Raw genomic sequence first — 20,441 nt, 5'->3', positions numbered from 1 at the left:
AATTACCGCGTCTTCCTTAAATAACATTTTAGAAGTATATTACTATCTACTCAATATAGCTTTCTAGTATTTTGAATCCTGCAGTAGTTTCTAATGCTACGTTGTTAATGGTTTTAGGCAATAAAATACACTCGCCCATTTTTACATTGTAGGCTTCGCTGTTATGCTTAATGGTGTATTCACCTTCAACGCAAACATGTATCACAAAAGAATCGAGGTTTGAATAGTCCTTCGTGGTAGCGTGCGTAAAGTCAAGAACATTGGTGGTAAAGTACGGGCACTTCACCAGTTCAACGGTCTCGTTCTGCTCAGGGGTATATTGCGTTTTATATTCGGGATAATGCTTGTAATCTATTGCAGCAAGTGCTTCCTGGGTGTGCAGCTCACGTTTTTGCCCTTTATCATCTACGCGATCAAAATCGTATATGCGGTAAGTAATGTCTGATGTTTGCTGTATTTCGGCAATAAGCAGGCCTTTACCTATTGTGTGCACACGGCCGGCAGGTAAAAAGAACACATCTCCCGCGCTTACATCTTCACGGTTCAGTATATCCATAATATGCCCGCTATTAAGTGCTTCAACGTATTCCTGTTCCGTCATTTCGCGGTTAAAACCCGCGATAAGTGAGGAGCCCGGGTCGGCCTCTATAACGTACCACATCTCTGTTTTCCCAAAGGAATTGTGGCGTTTCTTGGCCAATTCGTCATTTGGGTGTACCTGTACAGACAGGTCATCATTGGCATCAATAAACTTTACCAGCAGCGGAAATGTATCACCAAAGTGGTTATATACCTTCTCTCCTACCAGCTCTGCTTTGTATTGTTGCAGCAGTTTATCTAATGACTGGCCTTGCAGCGCGCCGCTTTCCACAACAGAGACGTCTGAACTTACCCCCGATATTTCCCAGGTTTCGCCGCAATTAGGCAGGTCGCCTATATTTTTATGCAGGTAAGTTTCAATTTTATGGCCTCCCCATATTTTATCTTTAAATATGGTCTTAAATTTTAACGGATACAATGCAGACATGATATGATGTTTTAGAAAGGTAAATCAACAAAAAACTAAGTACAGGTATTGCCTTAGTTTGTGCGGCTAAAATAAGCGTTGCTGTTACGCTAACCAAACTTTTATTGAAACGTTTTATAGCTGCTGATGTAAACGTACGGAGGCTTTCGGTACCAACTGAATAAAAGCACAATCAATAAAAAAGCCCATCCTGATCAGAATGGGCTTTTATTATATTGTTAAGTATTACTTACCCAACTTCTTTTTTAAGTTTTCGTCAATGGCTTCCAAAAACTCCTCGGTGTACAGGTAATCGGTACCGTGCTCAACCTTTGGTTTAATGGTAATAGCCAAATCCTTGGTCATTTTGCCACTTTCTACGGTTTCTATACAAACCTCTTCTAAAGCGTGGCAAAAATCAATCAGTTCCTGGTTACCGTCCAGTTTACCGCGGAACTCTAAACCACGGGTCCATGCAAATATAGACGCGATTGGGTTGGTAGATGTTGGGCGGCCAGCCTGGTGCTCGCGGTAGTGGCGGGTAACGGTACCATGTGCTGCTTCAGCTTCCATAACGGTTCCGTCTGGTGTAACCAGTGTAGAGGTCATTAACCCTAGTGAGCCAAAACCTTGTGCAACGGTGTCAGATTGTACGTCGCCATCATAGTTCTTACAAGCCCAAACAAAGTTACCATTCCATTTAAGGGCAGATGCAACCATGTCGTCAATCAAGCGGTGCTCGTATACAATACCTGCTTCAGCAAACTTTTGCTTGTAGTCTTTTTGATATATCTCTTCAAAGATGTCTTTAAAACGACCATCATATTTTTTAAGGATGGTGTTTTTGGTAGACAGGTATAACGGCCAGCCTTTCATCAGTGCCTGGTTAAAGCAAGCGTGAGCAAAACCGATAATAGATTCGTCGGTGTTATACATGGTAAGCGCTACGCCGTCACCTTTAAAGTTAAATACTTCAAAAGACTGCTCAGGGCCGCCATCCTCTGGCGTGAACTTTACAGTTAACTTACCTTTACCTTTGGTAACAAAATCTGTAGCGCGGTACTGGTCGCCAAAAGCGTGGCGGCCAATGCAAATAGGCGCTGTCCAGTTAGGTACCAAACGCGGTACGTTGTTCATTACAATAGGCTCGCGGAAAACAGTACCATCAAGTATGTTACGGATGGTTCCGTTAGGCGATTTCCACATTTGTTTCAAGCCAAATTCTTCTACACGCGCTTCATCTGGCGTAATGGTAGCGCATTTAATACCCACACCATATTGCCTTATAGCGTTAGCAGCATCTATAGTTACCTGATCATCAGTTTCGTCACGGTATTCAATACCCAGGTCATAGTACTTTATATCTACATCAAGATAAGGAACAATTAATTTATCTTTAATAAACTTCCATATGATTCGGGTCATTTCATCCCCGTCCAGCTCAACTACCGGGTTTTCTACTTTAATTTTTGACATACCTGATTTGGGTTATTTTTTCATATTAAACGGTTTCAAACTTACATAAAATTTCATTTGATGTTTTTCAACCAATTCACATAATTTTCAAAAAATATAATGGTTTGCTGTCAACAAACAGGCATGTACCCGGGTTTGCACTTGTAAGTTTGCGGTAGCTTAATAATTAAACAATAAAATAATTAGTGTATTTTACGGCCGCAAATAATTTAAGCCGGCATTAAATATTGAAATTTTGGTGTTACTTTGAATTAAATAACCGTTAGCCATAACCAACGCATCGCTATTGTAAGTATGATTAAGCTTTTTACTAAAACGATATTCTTTACTTTTTTGCTCACCGCTATTACGTTTATGGCAAAGGCGCAAATAGGCTACGATTATGCACAATACGATTTTGGCCTTGGCGCTAACATTAACCGTGTTTACGGGGATGCCGAAACTATAAAGAACACACCATCTGTAAGCATTAGTTTTAATTACAACCATACGCCATACCTAAACTATATAGTTGAAGTACAGGCCGGCAAGCTGGAGGGTGGTAGCGATACCAGCAAATCTGGCAGGTATTTTAAAAATAAATATACAGCATTGGTTTTTAGGGCACAGTTGCAGGCGGGCGAGTTGATTGATTACTCCCGCAGTGGTTTAATGAACGGGCTCAAGAACCTGTATGTTTCTGCCGGTTTAGGCTATATGATTAATGACATTACACAGATCAACCGTGAATCGGTGATTACACCCGGCTTTTTCACCGGTGGCGAAGATAAAGCCAAAGAGCTTTTTATTCCGATAAGGGTTGGTTATGAGCTCAAATTCTTTAACAAGTACGATCAGCCGTCATTTAAAATAGATCTGGCAATGCAGTACAATTCATCTTTTGGCGATAATATGGATGGGTTTACTGCCGGAAAAAGCAAAGACAAGCTGGTACAGTACAGTATAGGCCTAAAGTTTGCAATTGGCGGCGTTACCTCTTACAGCAAGCAAATACATTATTAACTAAATTGCCACAACAAGGGTAAGTTTGGCAGGGTTTTTAATGTATACTTAACGTATTTAATTAAACACCTATGATACCTGATAACGACGATTTCGATAAGGTAGATCCTGACTACAGGGATGCTGACCTGGCCAACAACGGTGAAGATACCGCTAGTTTGGACGACCTGAATTTTAACGAAGCCGAAAACAGCTTTGAATACGATGTAAAAGGTGACGACCCGGATTATGACCACCCTGATCCTTACGATACGGCCATACCAAACGGCGACGACTTTAATTCCACCTACGACGAAGCAAACCCATACGATACCAAAGGCGAATATGATGCAACACGTTCAATCGAGACTGATGCAGACAGCCTTGGCATGCATATAGACGGTGGCAAAATAGTTGAATTGGATCCGCTAGATGCTAAACTGGCACACACACCGGAAGATGACCGGGACGATCTGGATGAAGAAGGCTATCCTATAAACGATACGCCTAAGATATAAGGTAATGCAGACCCTTTATAAGAAGACAGGGATAGCCTAACGGCTGTCCTTTCTTTTTTTAATCGAAATCCAGGTTGAATTTGTTTTTAAGATCAATAAGCTTGGGGTTCTTGGCTGCCATATGCTGAAACTTTTCTATAGATGTATACGGCTTCCTGACGATTGATCCTTCCTCTACCCTCGCCTCTACTTCAATATCAAAGTTTTTTAAAGTCGTACGCAGGTAATTCATGATGTACGGCCGCTCGTCCCTGAAGGCGTTCTCCTGCACGCGGGTTGACAGCAAAACTTCAAACCGCTCGTTCCCTTTAGGCTGTGGTGTTACTGCTGTGAATATGGTGTACAAACCCACCGGCTTGCCCTCAGCCTTTAGCTTTGCTCCATAATTGGTCCATGCCTGGAGGAAAGCATCCATGGTAAAAGCAGCTTTGTCAGTACCCTTCAGATAAGGGTCTTCCTCCTCTGCCATTGCCTCCTCTACCTGTTTACCCAGATCTTTTAACGAGGGTATTTTCACCGAGGTAGCGGATGTGTGCACATTAGGTATAAAGGCAGTCTTTATTTTTTCGGCAACAGGCTCCTCTTTAGCAGGAGGGGCAATAGGTGCTGCTTGTACGGGTGGTGCTTGCGCCGGGGTTGCTGTATAGGCTACCGGCGTATCGCGAAGAACTGGCACTTCGTCCTGCTTTGCCGCTGGCGGCTCAGGTGGATTTACAGCGGTATCAGGTTTTTTTTTTAACTCTCCTTGCGGAGCAGCGGCTGCCTGCGGCATTGACGATGTTGCCAGATTAAACACTGACAGCAAATGGCACATCTTCAAAAGTGCTAACTCAACCTGTAAACGTTGGTTCTTACTTTGTTTGTAGGTGATCTCGCACTGGTTAGCAATATTTAATGCTGACAACAGGAAAGAGGTGGATGCAGTTTGCGATTGCTGCAGGTAGCGGGCCTTTATGGTTTCGCTTACTTCCAACAATTTAATGGTAGCCGTATCTTTCCCAACCAGCAGGTTACGCAAGTGCTCGGACAAGCCGGAGATAAAATGCGCGCCATCAAACCCTTTCCCTAATATCTCATCAAATAACAGCAGCGTTGCGGCATTATCTTCTGCAAGCAGCTTATCTGTAAGGCTAAAGTAGTAGTCGTAATCAAGGATGTTGAGGTTGTCGATTACTGAGCGATATGTAACATTTCCGCCGGAGAAGCTCACGATCTGGTCAAACATGGATAAGGCATCCCTTAATCCTCCGTCGGCTTTTTGTGCTATAATATGTAAGCCATCGGCCTCGTAGCTAATATTCTCTTTTATTGCAATGCCGGCCAGGTGATTAGCCATATCTTCAACCCTAATACGGTTGAAGTCAAATATCTGGCAACGGGATAAGATGGTAGGCAGTATCTTATGTTTTTCGGTAGTTGCCAGGATAAAGATGGCATAGTTAGGCGGTTCTTCCAGTGTTTTCAGGAAAGCATTAAATGCCGCCTGCGAAAGCATGTGCACCTCATCAATAATGTAAACCTTGTAGCGCGCACCTTGTGGCGGTATGCGTACCTGCTCTATCAGGCTGCGGATATCATCAACCGAGTTGTTTGATGCCGCATCCAGTTCATGTATATTAAAGGAGTTGCCGTTCTGAAAAGCGCGGCAGCTGTCGCACTCGCTGCATGCTTCGCCGTTTGGCTGTAAGTTGGTACAGTTAATAGTTTTAGCAAGAATACGGGCGCAGGTTGTTTTACCTACACCACGCGGCCCGCAGAATAAAAATGCCTGAGCAAGCTGGTTGCTCTTAATAGCATTTTTTAGCGTGTTGGTTATATGTTGCTGACCAACAACCGTTTCAAAAGTAGCCGGGCGGTATTTGCGTGCCGAAACAATGAAATTATCCACAGGTATAAAGGTAGCAAGAAAATGCTTTGCCTAAAACATAAAAAGCATGTGTGGATAATTTGCAAACAACTACTGCAACTCCTCTTCCGGTAAATGATCGTCATCTTCAGGATCAGGCTCGCCCAGGTCGTCGTCTACCTGTATCTCGTGAAGATCGTTTGTAGACTCCATCTGGTCGTCAAAATCTTCATCCTCCTCATCATCCCAGTCACCATCAACTATTTCTTCATCTTCGTCCGGTGCCTGTAAAAAAAGGGTATCATACATAAAACCCGAATCGCTTGTTTCGTAGTACCTGCTTTCTGAGAATTGCATAACAAATGTGTTTAGTTAGAAGACAACCGAAAGTAAAGATGTGTTTGAATGTTAACGTTAATTATTTGTGATGTTTTTGATTAAAATGCTTTTAGCACTGCCAGGTACAAAAGCAACAGCCCGCTATGGTTTTATAGCAGGCTGTAGGTCAAGTTAGTACCTTAATTTGTATCAGAATGGTGCCAGCAACGGTTTAAGCAATGCTGTAAGATCGAATTTTTTGCTGAGTGCCAATGTTACTACCGGCTTTGCGCCTTTTAGCAGCAGCCCTCGAACTTCCCCGCTGAAAGTAAGCCCAAAAGCAACTTCGGTAAGGCGGTATTGTATAACATAAAATGCGTTCCACCGGTGTTTTGGTTCGCGGGCGTTCAAAAAGTCCAAATAGCCATCAGGAAGGTCATACAACTTTTTAAATTGTGTTGAATTGCCTATCCGTGACGGGTTTACTATTGTAAAACCCTGATTTGTTGTACCAAGTATCCCGTTCAAATAAAGGGTGTAATCACTTTCCTTTATGTAGGTTGACAAGCCGGCACCTATGTAGTGCGATCTGCTGTCAAAATCAAAACGCCTTTCTTTAAATGTACGGCCGTTTAGTGCAGTCAGGGTGCTATCATACGCAACTATATTACGGGCAGTTTTACTATAGTCTATTGTAGAGGTAATGCGTTGCCAAAGCAATTCGAAATAAGTAGATATCGACCAATGAAAACCGTCTTCATTCATCCTTTTGCCATTTAACCTTATCTGTGGTGAAAACATCAGACCTATACTTTTAACATTTGTTGTTGATTGTATGCGGCCGGTATCTGTGTAGTAGGGATACCCTTTTTTCAAACTATCCAGTATATTGGAGCTGCCATCCCGGTAGGTAAAACCGCTTGACAAAGAAGAGCTCTGGCTTACCGATTGCGACTCGTACACACCGCCAACAAAACTGATGTTGTTTGGGTGTTTTTTACTCCATAATGTCGCCACATCTTTCATATGCCCGAAAATTGCTGCGTAAAAATTGTTGGTTTTAATGTTATCCAACAAATCAAAGTTGGTTCCTACTTCTGCCCAAAAAGTTCGGTCGGGTACTATAACTTTCAAACGCTGGCTGCCCCGCAATATCTGTGTCTGGCCTTTTATTACGAGGTCAACATCTCTAACGGTGTTTAAAGTATCTGTAGCTTTTATGGTGCGGATATGTAAGGGCACAAGTATACCCTCCGTCATTTTGCCAGCTTGAATTTTTGACTCGGTGCTTGCAGACGATTCGTCCTTTCCGTCTTTCATCATCTCAGTTTTTAGCTCAGCTTCAAAATCAGGCTTTTTTTTACTTCCCTGCACCCACTCTTCCCTTGTCACGGTTATGGGGTTTTCAATTATCTGGTAGGTTTTATTAAGCGCCGTATCAGCAAACCCAAACAATAGTTGATTTGCCTCAGGGTTATAGGGGCCGTTAAATTTCACCCGCACGGCTACTGTATCAAGCGCGCTTATAACCGATCCGTACCGGCGTTCTATGTTTGCTATAGCACCCGGAACTATCTCCGCACCACCGGCGGCTATCGGTTTATAAACAACCTTCTTTTTAGATGTATACGGATTTATTTTCAGGGCGTGCTTTACTTTGCCATCAGGCAGATATATATCTATCAACTGTACGCCGGAAAGCGCAGCTGCCTGTTCAAGGTCTATCCTTACATCCCGCTCAATTTCAACTTCCTTAGTGTCGTCCCAGTCGTGTTTGTACAACTTAAGTGTAGCGTGCCCGGCATCTGTACCTGCTAACTTTATGTTTTCAAGCGTTCCTGCAGGGAAAAGGTCGAATTTTATGAGGGTGTCCTTTCCTTCAGACCTGTTCAGTCGTAATTTTACTTTGGCGTACTTGTGAAAGGTGATATTCGGGCTCAAAAGTGTATCTAAATTCACGTCGGTACTGCCGGAAACCAAAGCTACAGCCGGTTTAGATAAGGGGGTTTGTGGTATGTCACTTTTTTCATCCGTCTTAACATTAGTTTTAACCTGTATATCTGCAGCAGACCTTATATAATCAAAATTCAGGCGCACATTATTTCCGCCTTTACCAATACGTATATTGGCTTCTCCGCTTATCGCGGGCTGAAGGTTAAACTTTATTAATACGCCCTGATTAATGGTATGCGCTTTACCGTTAAATAGTTCCTTTTCTATTACAATATCTTTGGTGGTGTTCCTGTTATCAAACACCGGCCTGGCCGTGGTAAATTCATTAATTAACTTAAGAGTAACTACAACATCTTTAGCGGGTGCAGGGCCGTTAATATCCAAAGGGATATAGATAGTCTTCACGGCCAGGCTATCGCCTAACCTTTCCACGTTTCCAATGGTAAAATACACTATACGGCCGTTATTACTAATTTGCACCGTGGGCTTAACCACTATAGGCTTTGCAGCCTTCAATGCAGCCTTTCTGGAAGCGCGCTGAGCAAATGAGGAGCTAAAAATGAGCGTAAAGATGGCTGGCACATATAGGTACCTAAGCCACAGATTGTTGTGAGTATGAGGGGTGTTCATGATAAGTGGTTTAGATGACCAACTTACAACAATCAGGAATAAGCATCAACCCGTTAAATAACGGTATTTGAAGTATTTGTTATTAAGGTTATTATGGCTATATTTGCAGCCCCGTAATAGCGGGTAAATTAAAAAACAAAGTAAAAATGCAACAGTACGAAATTGTGATCGTTCTAACCCCGTTGCTGTCTACCGAAACTGCTGGTGAGGCTATTGCCAAATACACCAAAGTTTTAACAGACGGCGGAGCCGAAATTGTCCAGGAGGATAATTGGGGTTTGAGAAAACTAGCGTACCCTATTCAAAAGAAGACTACAGGGTACTATCACTTAACTGAATTCAGGGCTCCAGGTGATTTAATTAACAAATTGGAGGTAGAATTACGTCGCGATGAGCGCGTTTTGCGTTTCCTTACCATTGCTTTGGACAAACACGCCATTGCTTACAACGACAAAAAACGCAGCGGTGCTTTTAACAAGAAATCTGCAAAAGTGGAGGAAGCAAACTAATGGCAAACGACCAAATTAAATACGTTACCGCTCCTAAGGTGGAGGATAACCGTAAAAAATACTGCCGTTTTAAAAAGAACGGTATCAAGTACATTGATTACAAAGACGCAAACTTTTTATTGAAGTTTATTAACGACCAGGGTAAAGTATTACCACGCCGTTTAACAGGTACTTCATTAAAGTTCCAGCGTAAAGTTGCTCAGGCTGTTAAGCGTGCGCGCCACATTGGTTTATTACCTTACGTTACCGATTCTTTAAAATAAACAGGAGGTTTACAAAATGGAAGTTATTTTAAAACAAGATGTAAAAAACCTGGGTGATAAAGACGACGTAGTGAACGTTAAACCAGGTTATGGCCGTAATTTCCTTATCCCTAAGGGTTATGCCATATTAGCCACAGAATCTGCACGTAAAGTATTGGCAGAAAACCTGAAACAGGCTCAATTTAAACAAGACAAGATCCGTAAGGATGCTGATGCTATTGCTGCTAAACTGGAAGGTGTAAAACTTACCATTGGCGCTAAAGCAGGCGAAAGCGGCAAAATCTTCGGTGCTATCAACACCATCCAGGTGGCTGATGCCCTTAAGAAAGAAGGTTTTGAAGTTGACCGTCGCCGTATCACTTTTGACCAGGAGCCAAAATTTGTTGGCGAGTACGTTGCAAACGTAAACCTGCATAAAGAAGTTAAGGTTCAGGTTCCTTTTGAAGTAGTAGCTGAATAAGTTACCCATCTTTAAAGAATACCAAAATAAAAAGGTGTTGTGTTTTATCGCAACACCTTTTTTGTTTACAATAATTACCTTTGGCGCGTGAAAAAACGAAGCACTAACGCATCCGGAAAGAATACCTCTAAAAGCCTGTTTAAGGGCGGCTTGCTCCGGCTCATCTTCCGGATTGTAAAACTGGTTGTTATTTCATTTGTGGCGCTCAGTTTATTTGGGGTGCTGCTGTTCCGCTTTGTTAACCCGCCGTTCACCTGGTTAATGGTGCAGCGTGGTTTCGAGCGTAAGGCGGACGGCAAGGACTGGAAGATTGATAAAGATTGGGTGGAGTTTGACAGCATAGCCGACCCTATGAAACGTGCCGCTGTTGCTGCTGAGGACCAAACCTTCCTGGAGAACCACGGCTTCGACTTTAAAGCTATCCAGAGAGCCATTAAAAAGAACGCCAACAGCAAAAAGCTGATAGGCGGCAGTACCATTACACAGCAAACTGCCAAAAACGTTTTCTTATGGCCGGGCAGGTCCATAATCCGCAAAGGATTTGAAGCCTGGTTCACTGTTCTGATTGAGACCTTCTGGAGTAAGAAACGGGTAATGGAGGTTTACCTCAACGTAATAGAAATGGGCGATGGCATTTACGGCATTGAGGCTGCATCCCAGGCCTACTTTCATAAACCGGCATCCCGGCTTACCACACGGCAGGCTGCAGCTATAGCGGTAATTTTCCCAAGCCCGCTTAAGTGGTCGGCTACAAAGCCCACACGTTATCTTAAACACCGGCAGTACCTTATCAGGCAAAACATGCGACGGTTGGGCCCGCTGGAATTCTAGTGTAAAATCTTAATTCATCAGAAAATTGGTTTTAATTAGCAGATAAACTGTATATTTAGTTTATCTACCAATTTAACCACCAATGGGACGTTTTCTTCACGTTCTGAGCATGATAGCTTTTGTTGCAATTGCCGCCAGCAGTTGTAAGCTGGATGCGCCCGTTTACCCCATTGCGGAAAAGCCGCCGGAGGTTGTAAAGCCGGACACAACAGCTATACCCGACGCAGGACCGGACAGTTTTTATACCGTACCGGTTGGCGCACTAAATACAATAGTGTTTAAGATAGACGATGGAGAAAATGTAATGTTAACAGAACCCACTGCAGACATTACCCCCAACAACGGCTCGGCAACAACCGGCTATACCATGGTACTAGCAGATCAGATCTCGCCGGAAGTAACGTTCAAACTAAACTTTAGCGCCGCCAGGGCCGGAGAATTTGCTGATGACCTGCTTTGGCTTATTTATAACGATTTCAGGCTCACGGATGACAGCAGTGGGAAGGTAAAGGCTGTTATTGTTCGTAAGGATAACAACGGTTATCTTGTAAAAGGGTATTTCCGCATATTGGCTAAAAATGATAATGACGGTACTTTACATACCGTAATTGGCTCATTTAACGTCAGCAAATAACCCTTAGGGTTTTTATACTTTCGTGCGGACTTTCATTACTTGTATTTCCAGTTCCTGGTTTTGCCCTCATTCATCCACTCTATCCCTTCTTTTAAGCGCTTGTCGCGCGTGGCGGTGGTTTTGGCATCTTCAAACCAGGTAATGTATTCTTTCTTTTGTGAAGGGCTGAACTTATCGAAATACGCCTTGGCTTCGGGATTGGAGATGAACAGTTCGGCTAAATAATCTGGTGTGTCTAAAGTTGCGTTAGCCTGCTTTGGCGATGTTACCTTTTTAGCAGCTGGTTTTGCTTTTACCGGCCCTGCCGCGTCTTTTTGCGCCATAGCCTGTTTAATGTACCACACCAGGATGTCGGCATCCGGTATGTCTGCAATACTGGTTAGCTTCCCTATGCTCCCGGCAGCTTCGCCACCTTCTGTATATAGTATCTGGTGCGGATCGGGTAGTTGCTCCGCCTTCCAAAAACCAAAGCCCGCATGTTGCTTAAACGCCATCATAAAACAAAGCACGCCTTTGTACTCAAAAAATGGAGCACTCCACTTGATGGTTTCCGTAATCTCCGGAGACGCATTGTGCACTATCTCGCGCAGGTGTTTAAGAATGGGTTTGGCAAATTCGGCAGACTTCTCTATATAAGCGTCCACGCGGCTATCATACTGTTGCATACCGCAATATAATACTGTCTGGTAAAAAAGCAAAACAGAAGTCGGCTATTAACGCAGCAAGCTTTTTAGCGCGGGATGCGATTGGGACGCCAGGAACTCAGTAACTGTAAAGTCCGCAAGGCCGTGTTGGTGAAATGGGTCCTGTTCTATGATCTTCCACAGTATCTCCTCAGAATCTGCCTGTGCGATGATAATGCCGCCTGTACGGGGCACCTTTCTGCCGCTCATGATGAAAACATCGGCAGCGTAGTATTTATTTAGATAAGCTACATGTTCGGCCATATGCTTGTCCAGCTGTTCAAGTGGTACAATATATTGGAGATTGATGATGAACATGTTAAACATTTAAGAAGCACTAGGCTGTTACAAGGTCCTTAAATAACTGTATATGCCAGCTATCCTTAAAAGGCACCTCCCATTTGGTTTGCAGTTCTGTGAGGTTTTGAGCCAGGTTGTTGTAAACGATCGTATCGCGGGTAATAACGCCTTCTTTCAGCAGCGCTTCAAATTGTTTGCGCGGAACGGACAACACCTCGCTGCCGGAGCGGTAAGCCAGGTTGAATCTGTCAAACAGGTTGATGCCAAAATGCTGTTCCACCTCTTTCATAAACCTTACCGACTTATCGATGGAACAGCCGCTTGCACCCGCCTGGCTTTCATCAACCACAAGAATAAAAAAACGGTTATACTTTACCTCCCCTTTTGCTTTTAGCTGGTTGTTATGAGCCGTCCAGTCGCGGGTAAAATTGTCCAGCAATACCTGCGCGTCAATCACTTCTGCGTCGGTAAGTTTACGGTCCGATTGGTAGATCCAAACCCGGGAGTGTGAAGAAAAATCCATGCTGCGAATTTAGCCATTTTATTAACTTGAAACTTAAATTTGTTGTCAGGCAACCATCAATTCTACCAGAGTGAGCAAAGCGCGTAAGATTGTTCTTATTTTAGGAATAACTGCCCTATTGTGCAGTTTTAAGGCATTTAACGCAGAACAGGATTGGATAACATGGGCGAACCACGCACTCAGCGAGAGCGTGGACCCGCTTGCCGAAGCCAGGGTAAAGAAGTGGGAAATAATGCTCACTGCCGACCATTTTATGCGGCTCAGAAAAACTTATCAACAGGGTAAACAGGAATATTATTCCTTTAATCTGCAGCGTTTTGCAGAAATGGACTATGTGCCCGGAGCGGTTAACGATACCCTGCGTTTTCATACCCGTGCAGACGACATTATCTACCAAACCTACAACGATCCCAAAGGCGACATAGACTCGATGGCCACCATGCTTATTATGCCGGTAAGGAAACTTTCTGCCGGGCGGCTGGACAGCCTTAAACAAGCGCTGGAAGCCTTGAAGGGTAAAAGTTTATAGCGTGGAAGGCGCTGTTTTAACCAATCAATCGGCTCAATACACAGTGTATCACCACCTGAAAATTTGCTAAAAACTGTAACATGGTTCCAAAAACTGTAACACGGTTTTTAGCTTGGGTGTTGACTATCTGTTACTTAACTGTTTTTCGACCCAAAAAACTGTAACAGGTGTAACACCCCGTAGTGTTACACCTGTTACAACCCGTTGGCGCGTACGGTTAGCTCGGCAATATCAAGCACCTTAATATCGTGTTCTTTTTCCATGTGTTTTACGCCGTCGGTAAGCATGGTCATACAAAAAGGGCAACCCGATGCAATTACATCTGCCTTTGCTTCTATCACATCAAGCATCCGCTCATCGTTAATGTCTTTTTTGCCGGGTTCGGGTTCCTTAAACATTTGCGCACCACCGGCACCGCAGCATAACCCGTTGCTTTTGCAGCGCTTCATCTCTACAAGCTCCGCATCCAGTATCTCCAGCGCTTTGCGTGGTGCCTCGTAAATGTTGTTACCCCGGCCCAGGTAGCAAGGGTCGTGAAAGGTTATCTTGCGGCCTTTAAAGCTCTCGCCGCCTTCGGCTTTAAGCTTACCTTCATCAATCAGCTGCTGGATAAGCTGGCTATGGTGTATTACCTCATAGTTGCCTCCGAGACCGGGGTATTCGTTACGGATGGTATTGAAGCAGTGCGGGCAACCCGTAACAATCTTTTTGATGTTATAGCCATCCAGCACCTGTATGTTCATCATGGCCTGCATCTGGAACAGGAACTCATTGCCGGCCCGTTTAGCGGGATCGCCGGTACAGCTTTCCTCAGTTCCCAACACCGCGAAGCTTATCCCCACATGCTGCAGTATCTTGCAAATGTCGCGGGTTATCTTCTGCGCACGCTCATCAAAGCTCCCCGCGCAGCCAACCCAAAACAGTATCTCGGGCTCTTTACCTTGGGCAGCCATTTCGGCCATGGTAGGTATTATCAGTTCAGTTGTCATTATCTGCGCTTATTCGTCGTCCGCTTCGCTTATGTCTTCAATAAAATCGTCGATGCTGGTATAGTTTCTAAACTTAATTGCCGAGTTTATGGCCTTAAGCCTGTTCAGCACATCCAATGCAAGTTGCAGGGGCTGGCTTTCGGCCCCAAACATATTCGCGTCCCAGTTCACACCGGCCAGGGCATGGCTCTCGGCCATTTCTACACACCAGCTTTCCAAAAACTCCGCCAGTGATACCTCTGCAGGAGCATATCCCTTCCATTCGTCTCGTGCACATGCTTTAGCATACGCCCTCTCCGACCAAAACGGAACGACGGTTATTTCCTCGTCCTCATTAGAATGGGAGTTGGCCCACCCGCCTTTGCTTTGCAATGCCCACACCGCCTTTGAGGCCGAAACCTTTTCTACAAAAAGCCGGTACTTGTCTTCTATCGCTATATCGTTTTGCAACATATCAATTCTTATCTACCCAGTTCAGGCGGTCAGCAGGGCTATACTTCCATGGAGCACCGTTGTTTTCCATATTCCCGAACATATTGTTTAAACTTCCCGGTGCCTGCGATTCTTCCATAACTATATAGCGCCGCATCTCCGTAATAATCTCCAGCGGGTTGATGTTAACCGGACAAGCCTCTACGCACGCGTTGCAGGTAGTACAAGCCCATAACTCCTCACGTGTGATGTAGTTATCAAGCAGCACGTTTTCGTCTGTATAATCTTTCCCGTGTTTATCTATATTCTTCCCGATTTCAGCTACCCTATCGCGGGTGTCCATCATTATTTTGCGAGGAGACAGCAGCTTACCTGTAATATTTGCCGGGCACACCGATGTACACCTGCCGCACTCGGTACAGGTGTAAGCTTCCATTAAGTTTTTCCAGGTAAGGTCCGTAACGTCTTTTGCGCCAAACCGGGTGACCTCTGCCGAGGCCTCGGGAACAAAGGAAGGATCAAGCATGGCTTTTACCTCTCCTGTTACTGATGCCATATTGGTAAACTCTCCCTTAGGTTCCAGCTTTGAATAATAGGTATTCGGAAACGCCAAAAGGATATGAAAGTGTTTGGAGTATGGCAGGTAGTTCAGGAACGCCAGGATACCTACAATGTGAAACCACCAGCAGGCACGTTCTAAAACCACTAATGTTGCCGATGCCGACGGCAACAGCGGCGCTATAAACGAGCTAACCGGGAAGCTTCCTGCCTGCACATAGTGCCCGAAATGCATTGCCTGAAGTTTATAATCGGCAGCATTCATGGTCAGGAAAGCTGCCATCAGCAGTATTTCTGTGATCAATATGTAATTGGCATCGCTCTTGGGCCAACTGGTCATCTCTGTGCCGGTGAAGCGTTTTAAACGTAGAATATTACGACGAGCCAGGAATACCACGCAGGCTAACAACACCAGCAAAGCCAAAACCTCAAACCCGCCTATTAACAATCCATACAGGCTGCCAAGCGGTCTTGAAAATACACGGTGAGCGCCAAAAACACCGTCAATCATAATCTCCAGCACTTCCAGGTTGATGATGATAAAGCCGACGTAAACAAAAAAATGCAGCACTGCAGCCAATGGCCGCTTTGTCATTTTTGATTGACCAAGCGCTACCTTGGCCATCACTTTCCAGCGTTCTGCCGGCTTGTCGCTGCGATCAACGTCTCTGCCCAGCAAAATATTACGCCGCACTTTTGCTACGTTCCTGGCAAACAGGTAAACGGCCGCGAGTAAAACAAGAATGAAAATAATCTGACCAATCATATTTATTATGCAAGCATAGTAATTTTATATCTAAAATACCAGATGCTCGTGCTTCTTCTTGTAAAGGTAAAATTTGGTTAGTTGTTTTAAAGACGGCTTGCCTAAATGCTTTAGAATTTTTTTTACTAATCTTTAGAAATGTAACCGATTGAAACACAACTTAAACGCATTAAAGCAGTACGTTGATCATCTATAAAATGAAAAAAAACTTTTGCGGAATAAAAAAAACGCTACATTTGCAATCCCAATCGGGACGGTATCATAGCTCAGTTGGTAGAGCAAAGGACTGAAAATCCTTGTGTCGCTGGTTCGATTCCAGCTGATACCACACCAAAAGCCTCTTAGAGAAATCTGAGAGGCTTTTTTGTTATCAAGTTAGTCGCAATCCCAATCACCTCTTAGCTTCCAGTTGCTAAATTCAAACACGTAATAAGTTGATACCATCTGCAAGTATAATTTCGTTTTCCGGTAAGCTACTGCCCCATAAACCATTCAATTCACATTAGTAATTTGTGTAAAATGGTCTTCTGGCGTCTCCATTAATGCTTTATAAGCCCTAATGCCCGTTCTCCTGACCTGAAAACCATATGCCATTTGCGTAGTGCTATAAATTATATGCTCAATTATTAGGGACACCGTAGATGCAGGTGTGACCAGAGTATGGCTCAAAGCTTCACGACGGCAGAACCACGCTAATCTCTTATAATGATTACTACAGTTGATGGCAGTTTAACTAACTATTGTAGATGTAGACTAATTTTTAATAGGGAGGAAATATTTGGCTGTGAAACTTAAACACCAAGTTAATGTTAAAATAGAAACCTGTAACTAAAAAATAAATATCATGTTATCATCTCTTCAAGGTAAAGATAGCGGTGCTGAAAACAGCGACCTATCTAATAAAATAATGGGCGCCTTAGAACCCGCCATAAAGGAGCATTGGCCCAAAATAGAGCCTTATGCAGATAAAGCGTTAGCTGCTGCGCAAAATAATGAGACTATTGAAGTGCTTGCCCGCAAGGTTTATCCATTTTTGCCTATGGTGGTAAGGTTGGCTGTAAAAGAGGATAAATTTGTTGCCTTTACCCTCCAACATAAAGGACCACTATTGGCAAAGCTTACAGAAATTAAAAGTAAACAAAGTAGCTGATCGCGTTCTTTTGTCAAATTTAAACGTTCAATGTTCGGTGACATGCGATTAAAAAAGCACTTTTTCTACAGGACACAATCACAGGAGCCGATTCATTTAGCACGCCTGGCCCATGAGTAAACAATTTGATGAAGTTAAAGAAGCTTACCAGCGAAATATGTTTGCCGCCGCGGGTGACAAGGTGGATATATTAAGTTTGTTGAAGCAGTTGCCAGATCTTAGCGTTGTTAACGACTATGGCGAGAACCTCTATCACCTTGCCGCTGGTTTTGCTGATGCAGAAATCATTCGTTTTTTGAAAGAAGCCGGCTTGACGCCTTCAGCTGATAGTTACGGCAATACGGCTTTGCATGCGCTAACAAATGCCAGGTTTGACTTTGACGATCCTCATCTGGAAGAAACAGCAATAAAAATTCATAATACAGCACAGGCGCTGCTGGATGCTGGTGTTAACCCTAAAAAGAAAAATGATTCGGGTAAACTCGCCTATTTTGAAGCAGGATTACTCTACATGTATCCGTTTCTGGAGGCCATGGGCGAAGCTGGTATCAAGATGAACGTGGTTGAGTCGGGAGGCATGAACCTGTTGCATACCATTTGCGACAAATTGGCTAACCGGAAAGATATTAAAGGAGCTATACCTGCTGTGATGAAAACCGTGCGAATACTGATTGAAAAAGGCGGGATAGATCTGGAAGATAAAGATGTTTTTGGCACTACGCCGCTAACGTACGCACAGCGCAGCGGTGTAAAAGAAGTAGCCGCTTTAATTTCGGGTAATGAAAGTGATGTAGCTACCGGCGGCATGACCATCCATGAAGCGGTTCTTAACCGTGATGTGACCGCAGTAGAGGCGTTAATTAAAGCAGGGGTAGATTTGGACGAAATAGCCGACCAATGGGGACGGACGCCGCTCATGCTGGCTTGTGAGTATCCATCAGAACCGCTGGTAACATTATTAGTTGAAGGTGGAGCTGACGTGAACTTCAAGACCGGGAACGGTCAAACTGCGATTTACTATTTACTCACCAAAGCAATGATAAATATGGGACGTGGTATGAGCCAGGTTAACCGAGATGTTGTTAAGATGTTACAGGTTATGCTGGCTAGTGGGCTAAATGTAAATGCTGCTGCTGATAATGAGGGGAATACTGCACTAAATTTAGTGTGCGGATCGACTGATTACATGGCCGATCTAAATACTACTATCGCCGAAGAGCTGATAGATGCAGGAACCGACGTTAACCAGCCAAATCAATCTGGAAAAACACCTTTAATGTCATTTGCTGATCGTGGTAACGAAACCAAGTATGGTATAGCCGAACTGTTGCTTGATCGTGATGCAGACGTTAGCTATGTAGATCAGGCAGGGTACAATGCTCTCATTTATGCGGCCGGCAACCCCAATCATATGTCAGGCAAGCTAATAGTCTCCTTAATACTGGAAAAAGACAGATCGACTATGGAACGCGTGAATAACGCTGGCCAATCTGCCATGGAGGTAGCTGTCCAAAATAATAACGAAGCTGTAGTTAAACAATTAATGATATAGATGGACAATGCATAATTAACACAGGGCTTTAAACGCGTGTAAAGCCTAACCAATTGCAATCACGTTTTTATAGCTTATTTTTGTGCAGGTAGATGGTGTCAGAAAAGCGAGATTACGATGCAGTGGTGGTTGGCTCGGGGCCTAACGGGCTTGCCGCTGCTATACTGTTGCAACAAAACGGGTTAAGAGTACTGGTGATTGAAGCGAAAGACACCGTTGGCGGCGGTCTGCGCACAGCGGAACTTACCTTACCAGCATTTAAACACGACATCTGTTCAGCCATACACCCTTTGGCGGCGAGATCACCATTTTTTAAGACGTTACCACTAGATAGGTTTGGATTGGAGTGGATCTATCCGGAAATAGACGCGGCTCATCCGTTCGACAATGGAACTGCAGCTTCGATTTCCCGGTCGATAGAAGAAACAGCAAGCCGGCTTGGGGCAGACCGCCAGAACTACCTGGACCTGATGGGACCTGTTACCAAAAACTGGCCCTACCTGGCACCCGAGCTTTTAGGTCCATTAGGCTTTCCTAAACATCCGCTTAAGCTGGCGAAATTCGGGCTTTCTGCCATACAGCCTGCTACATGGCTTCAAGGAAAGTTTAAAACGATGGAAGCCAAAGGCCTTTTTGCAGGTATGGCCGCTCATGCTATACAGCCTTTAAGTAATATAGCCACGTCAGCAATCGCGTTGGTGTTAATGGCCAACGCACATTTAGACGGATGGGTAATACCCAAAGGCGGCTCACAAAGCATAGCAAGCGCGCTCAACAATTACTTCATATCCCTTGGTGGCGTAATAGAAACCGGAACTTACGTTACATCTCTCCAGCAGCTTCCATCGTCTCACGCCGTTCTGTTCGATATCACACCGAAACAGTTACTGCAGATAGCAGGCCATAGATTTTCGTCGTTGTATAAATGGCAACTCAACCGCTTCCGTTACGGAGATGGTGTTTTTAAGGTTGACTGGGCGCTGGATGCACCAATTCCGTTTACGGCCCCGGAATGCCGGAAAGCGGGTACTGTACATATCGGCGGCACTTTTGAGGAGATTGCTGCATCTGAACGGGCACCTTTCAAACGACAGCATTCTGAACAGCCGTATATACTGCTCGCCCAGCAAAGCCTGTTCGACAGCACACGGGCACCCGCCGGCAAACATACCGGCTGGGCTTACTGCCACGTGCCAAATGGCTCTAAAAAGGACATGACCACTGTTATAGAAAACCAGGTGGAACGCTTTGCGCCAGGCTTTAAGGAGCGGATACTTGCCCGGCACACCTTTGATACTGCTCAGATGGAGGAGCATAACCCTAACTACATTGGCGGGGATATAAATGGCGGGGTGCTGGACATTACCCAGTTGTTCACCAGACCTGTCTTAAGGGCATCGCCTTACAAAACGTCTGCAAAGGGGCTGTACATCTGCTCCTCCTCCACTCCACCCGGCGGCGGTGTACACGGCATGTGCGGGTACCATGCCGCTAGGCGCGCGCTGAAAGATATCTGGAACATCAGCTAAAAAAC

22 protein-coding genes and 1 tRNA gene are annotated in these 20,441 nt (G+C 44.3%); 12 read left to right on the top strand and 11 right to left on the bottom strand.

Going from position 1 to position 20,441, the window contains the following annotated elements; all coding sequences use genetic code 11:
* Positions 1 to 46: 46 nt before the first annotated feature.
* Positions 47 to 1,027 (bottom strand): type I phosphomannose isomerase catalytic subunit, encoded by a 981-nt coding sequence (locus AC59GT_RS19805; protein WP_497239263.1) that lies wholly within the window; start codon positions 1,025 to 1,027, stop codon positions 47 to 49.
* A 225-nt stretch (positions 1,028 to 1,252) separates the two neighbouring features.
* Positions 1,253 to 2,482 (bottom strand): NADP-dependent isocitrate dehydrogenase, encoded by a 1,230-nt coding sequence (locus tag AC59GT_RS19800; protein WP_497239262.1) that lies wholly within the window; start codon positions 2,480 to 2,482, stop codon positions 1,253 to 1,255.
* Positions 2,483 to 2,776: 294 nt separating this feature from the next.
* Here AC59GT_RS19800 and AC59GT_RS19795 point away from each other — a divergent pair, with 294 nt between their 5' ends.
* Together AC59GT_RS19795 and AC59GT_RS19790 are read left to right on the top strand one after the other, a co-directional pair.
* Positions 2,777 to 3,484 (top strand): hypothetical protein, encoded by a 708-nt coding sequence (locus tag AC59GT_RS19795; protein ID WP_497239261.1) that lies wholly within the window; start codon positions 2,777 to 2,779, stop codon positions 3,482 to 3,484.
* Between the two features lie 71 nt (positions 3,485 to 3,555).
* Entirely contained in the window at positions 3,556 to 3,981 is a 426-nt protein-coding gene (locus AC59GT_RS19790; protein WP_497239260.1) for a hypothetical protein, read from the top strand.
* Positions 3,982 to 4,039: 58 nt separating this feature from the next.
* Here AC59GT_RS19790 and AC59GT_RS19785 read toward each other — a convergent pair whose 3' ends face one another.
* The 3 genes from AC59GT_RS19785 to AC59GT_RS19775 all read right to left on the bottom strand — a co-directional run bounded on the left by AC59GT_RS19785 (position 4,040) and on the right by AC59GT_RS19775 (position 8,728).
* Positions 4,040 to 5,869 carry a DNA polymerase III subunit gamma/tau gene (locus AC59GT_RS19785; protein ID WP_497239259.1) on the bottom strand — a complete coding sequence of 610 codons (1,830 nt, stop codon included), beginning with the start codon at positions 5,867 to 5,869 and terminating at the stop codon, positions 4,040 to 4,042.
* Positions 5,870 to 5,938: 69 nt separating this feature from the next.
* On the bottom strand, positions 5,939 to 6,184 hold the full coding sequence (locus AC59GT_RS19780; RefSeq protein ID WP_117382713.1) for a hypothetical protein: 246 nt from the start codon (positions 6,182 to 6,184) through the stop codon (positions 5,939 to 5,941).
* A 171-nt stretch (positions 6,185 to 6,355) separates the two neighbouring features.
* A complete protein-coding gene (locus AC59GT_RS19775) occupies positions 6,356 to 8,728 on the bottom strand; it encodes a hypothetical protein (protein ID WP_497239258.1) in 2,373 nt (790 codons plus the stop codon).
* A gap of 146 nt (positions 8,729 to 8,874) precedes the next feature.
* Between AC59GT_RS19775 and rpsF the strand changes: the two genes are divergently transcribed.
* The 5 genes from rpsF (at position 8,875) to AC59GT_RS19750 (ending at position 11,425) form a co-directional block, all read left to right on the top strand.
* Positions 8,875 to 9,237 carry a 30S ribosomal protein S6 gene (gene rpsF, locus AC59GT_RS19770; protein ID WP_117382715.1) on the top strand — a complete coding sequence of 121 codons (363 nt, stop codon included), beginning with the start codon at positions 8,875 to 8,877 and terminating at the stop codon, positions 9,235 to 9,237.
* A complete protein-coding gene (gene rpsR, locus AC59GT_RS19765) occupies positions 9,237 to 9,500 on the top strand; it encodes a 30S ribosomal protein S18 (RefSeq protein ID WP_067054791.1) in 264 nt (87 codons plus the stop codon). Before rpsF ends, rpsR begins: the two co-directional genes overlap by 1 nt.
* Before the next feature lie 16 nt (positions 9,501 to 9,516).
* The gene (gene rplI / locus AC59GT_RS19760) at positions 9,517 to 9,960 is read left to right on the top strand and encodes a 50S ribosomal protein L9 (protein ID WP_117382716.1); all 444 of its coding nucleotides are present in this window, start codon (positions 9,517 to 9,519) and stop codon (positions 9,958 to 9,960) included.
* Between the two features lie 87 nt (positions 9,961 to 10,047).
* Positions 10,048 to 10,791 carry a monofunctional biosynthetic peptidoglycan transglycosylase gene (mtgA, locus tag AC59GT_RS19755; protein ID WP_497239257.1) on the top strand — a complete coding sequence of 248 codons (744 nt, stop codon included), beginning with the start codon at positions 10,048 to 10,050 and terminating at the stop codon, positions 10,789 to 10,791.
* A gap of 82 nt (positions 10,792 to 10,873) precedes the next feature.
* Entirely contained in the window at positions 10,874 to 11,425 is a 552-nt protein-coding gene (locus tag AC59GT_RS19750) for a hypothetical protein (RefSeq protein ID WP_497239256.1), read from the top strand.
* Between the two features lie 35 nt (positions 11,426 to 11,460).
* Here the strand turns inward: AC59GT_RS19750 and AC59GT_RS19745 are convergent, their stop codons facing one another.
* The 3 genes from AC59GT_RS19745 to AC59GT_RS19735 are packed head-to-tail and all read right to left on the bottom strand — an operon-like array spanning position 11,461 to position 12,931.
* Positions 11,461 to 12,090 carry a YdeI/OmpD-associated family protein gene (locus AC59GT_RS19745; protein ID WP_497239255.1) on the bottom strand — a complete coding sequence of 210 codons (630 nt, stop codon included), beginning with the start codon at positions 12,088 to 12,090 and terminating at the stop codon, positions 11,461 to 11,463.
* 48 nt (positions 12,091 to 12,138) lie between these two features.
* Positions 12,139 to 12,426 (bottom strand): YciI family protein, encoded by a 288-nt coding sequence (locus AC59GT_RS19740; RefSeq protein ID WP_497239254.1) that lies wholly within the window; start codon positions 12,424 to 12,426, stop codon positions 12,139 to 12,141.
* A 19-nt stretch (positions 12,427 to 12,445) separates the two neighbouring features.
* Complete coding sequence (locus tag AC59GT_RS19735; protein ID WP_497239253.1) at positions 12,446 to 12,931, bottom strand: ABC transporter ATPase; 486 nt, start codon at positions 12,929 to 12,931, stop codon at positions 12,446 to 12,448.
* Positions 12,932 to 13,001: 70 nt separating this feature from the next.
* On the opposite strand from AC59GT_RS19735, the gene AC59GT_RS19730 reads away from it, so the two are divergent.
* Positions 13,002 to 13,460 (top strand): hypothetical protein, encoded by a 459-nt coding sequence (locus tag AC59GT_RS19730; protein WP_497239252.1) that lies wholly within the window; start codon positions 13,002 to 13,004, stop codon positions 13,458 to 13,460.
* A 194-nt stretch (positions 13,461 to 13,654) separates the two neighbouring features.
* On the opposite strand, the gene AC59GT_RS19725 is transcribed toward AC59GT_RS19730, so the two are convergent.
* From AC59GT_RS19725 to AC59GT_RS19715, 3 genes are read right to left on the bottom strand one after another with little or no spacing between them, the layout of a single operon-like run.
* A complete protein-coding gene (locus AC59GT_RS19725) occupies positions 13,655 to 14,449 on the bottom strand; it encodes a (Fe-S)-binding protein (RefSeq protein ID WP_497239251.1) in 795 nt (264 codons plus the stop codon).
* A 9-nt stretch (positions 14,450 to 14,458) separates the two neighbouring features.
* Positions 14,459 to 14,902, bottom strand: a complete 444-nt coding sequence (locus AC59GT_RS19720) for a DUF2750 domain-containing protein (RefSeq protein WP_497239250.1) — start codon at positions 14,900 to 14,902, stop codon at positions 14,459 to 14,461.
* Between the two features lies 1 nt (position 14,903).
* The gene (locus AC59GT_RS19715; protein ID WP_497239249.1) at positions 14,904 to 16,205 is read right to left on the bottom strand and encodes a 4Fe-4S dicluster domain-containing protein; all 1,302 of its coding nucleotides are present in this window, start codon (positions 16,203 to 16,205) and stop codon (positions 14,904 to 14,906) included.
* A gap of 255 nt (positions 16,206 to 16,460) precedes the next feature.
* On the opposite strand from AC59GT_RS19715, the gene AC59GT_RS19710 reads away from it, so the two are divergent.
* The 4 genes from AC59GT_RS19710 to AC59GT_RS19695 all read left to right on the top strand — a co-directional run bounded on the left by AC59GT_RS19710 (position 16,461) and on the right by AC59GT_RS19695 (position 20,436).
* Positions 16,461 to 16,533: transfer RNA gene (locus AC59GT_RS19710), tRNA-Phe, on the top strand.
* 516 nt (positions 16,534 to 17,049) lie between these two features.
* Positions 17,050 to 17,355 (top strand): hypothetical protein, encoded by a 306-nt coding sequence (locus tag AC59GT_RS19705; protein ID WP_497239248.1) that lies wholly within the window; start codon positions 17,050 to 17,052, stop codon positions 17,353 to 17,355.
* Between the two features lie 112 nt (positions 17,356 to 17,467).
* Positions 17,468 to 18,907, top strand: coding sequence for an ankyrin repeat domain-containing protein (locus AC59GT_RS19700; protein WP_497239247.1), 1,440 nt, complete (start codon positions 17,468 to 17,470; stop codon positions 18,905 to 18,907).
* Positions 18,908 to 18,999: 92 nt separating this feature from the next.
* The gene (locus AC59GT_RS19695) at positions 19,000 to 20,436 is read left to right on the top strand and encodes a phytoene desaturase family protein (protein WP_497239246.1); all 1,437 of its coding nucleotides are present in this window, start codon (positions 19,000 to 19,002) and stop codon (positions 20,434 to 20,436) included.
* Positions 20,437 to 20,441: the final 5 nt, after the last annotated feature.

This window comes from Mucilaginibacter sp. 320_HR (genome assembly GCF_059691875.1).
Note: the sequence above shows the minus strand (reverse complement) of the source record. Positions and strands in the feature narration are given on the sequence as shown.

Excerpts from the sequence above, each read along its gene's own strand:
- AC59GT_RS19780 (WP_117382713.1), bottom strand. The coding sequence starts at position 6,184 with ATGCAATTCTCAGAAAGCAGGTACTACGAAACAAGCGATTCGGGTTTT.
- rplI (WP_117382716.1), top strand. The coding sequence starts at position 9,517 with ATGGAAGTTATTTTAAAACAAGATGTAAAAAACCTGGGTGATAAAGAC.
- AC59GT_RS19790 (WP_497239260.1), top strand. The coding sequence starts at position 3,556 with ATGATACCTGATAACGACGATTTCGATAAGGTAGATCCTGACTACAGG.
- AC59GT_RS19715 (WP_497239249.1), bottom strand. The coding sequence starts at position 16,205 with ATGATTGGTCAGATTATTTTCATTCTTGTTTTACTCGCGGCCGTTTAC.
- AC59GT_RS19700 (WP_497239247.1), top strand. The coding sequence starts at position 17,468 with ATGAGTAAACAATTTGATGAAGTTAAAGAAGCTTACCAGCGAAATATG.
- AC59GT_RS19750 (WP_497239256.1), top strand. The coding sequence starts at position 10,874 with ATGGGACGTTTTCTTCACGTTCTGAGCATGATAGCTTTTGTTGCAATT.
- AC59GT_RS19795 (WP_497239261.1), top strand. The coding sequence starts at position 2,777 with ATGATTAAGCTTTTTACTAAAACGATATTCTTTACTTTTTTGCTCACC.
- AC59GT_RS19720 (WP_497239250.1), bottom strand. The coding sequence starts at position 14,902 with ATGTTGCAAAACGATATAGCGATAGAAGACAAGTACCGGCTTTTTGTA.
- AC59GT_RS19705 (WP_497239248.1), top strand. The coding sequence starts at position 17,050 with ATGTTATCATCTCTTCAAGGTAAAGATAGCGGTGCTGAAAACAGCGAC.
- AC59GT_RS19805 (WP_497239263.1), bottom strand. The coding sequence starts at position 1,027 with ATGTCTGCATTGTATCCGTTAAAATTTAAGACCATATTTAAAGATAAA.
- AC59GT_RS19740 (WP_497239254.1), bottom strand. The coding sequence starts at position 12,426 with ATGTTCATCATCAATCTCCAATATATTGTACCACTTGAACAGCTGGAC.
- rpsF (WP_117382715.1), top strand. The coding sequence starts at position 8,875 with ATGCAACAGTACGAAATTGTGATCGTTCTAACCCCGTTGCTGTCTACC.
- AC59GT_RS19800 (WP_497239262.1), bottom strand. The coding sequence starts at position 2,482 with ATGTCAAAAATTAAAGTAGAAAACCCGGTAGTTGAGCTGGACGGGGAT.
- AC59GT_RS19695 (WP_497239246.1), top strand. The coding sequence starts at position 19,000 with ATGGTGTCAGAAAAGCGAGATTACGATGCAGTGGTGGTTGGCTCGGGG.
- AC59GT_RS19745 (WP_497239255.1), bottom strand. The coding sequence starts at position 12,090 with ATGCAACAGTATGATAGCCGCGTGGACGCTTATATAGAGAAGTCTGCC.
- AC59GT_RS19735 (WP_497239253.1), bottom strand. The coding sequence starts at position 12,931 with ATGGATTTTTCTTCACACTCCCGGGTTTGGATCTACCAATCGGACCGT.
- AC59GT_RS19775 (WP_497239258.1), bottom strand. The coding sequence starts at position 8,728 with ATGAACACCCCTCATACTCACAACAATCTGTGGCTTAGGTACCTATAT.
- AC59GT_RS19725 (WP_497239251.1), bottom strand. The coding sequence starts at position 14,449 with ATGACAACTGAACTGATAATACCTACCATGGCCGAAATGGCTGCCCAA.
- rpsR (WP_067054791.1), top strand. The coding sequence starts at position 9,237 with ATGGCAAACGACCAAATTAAATACGTTACCGCTCCTAAGGTGGAGGAT.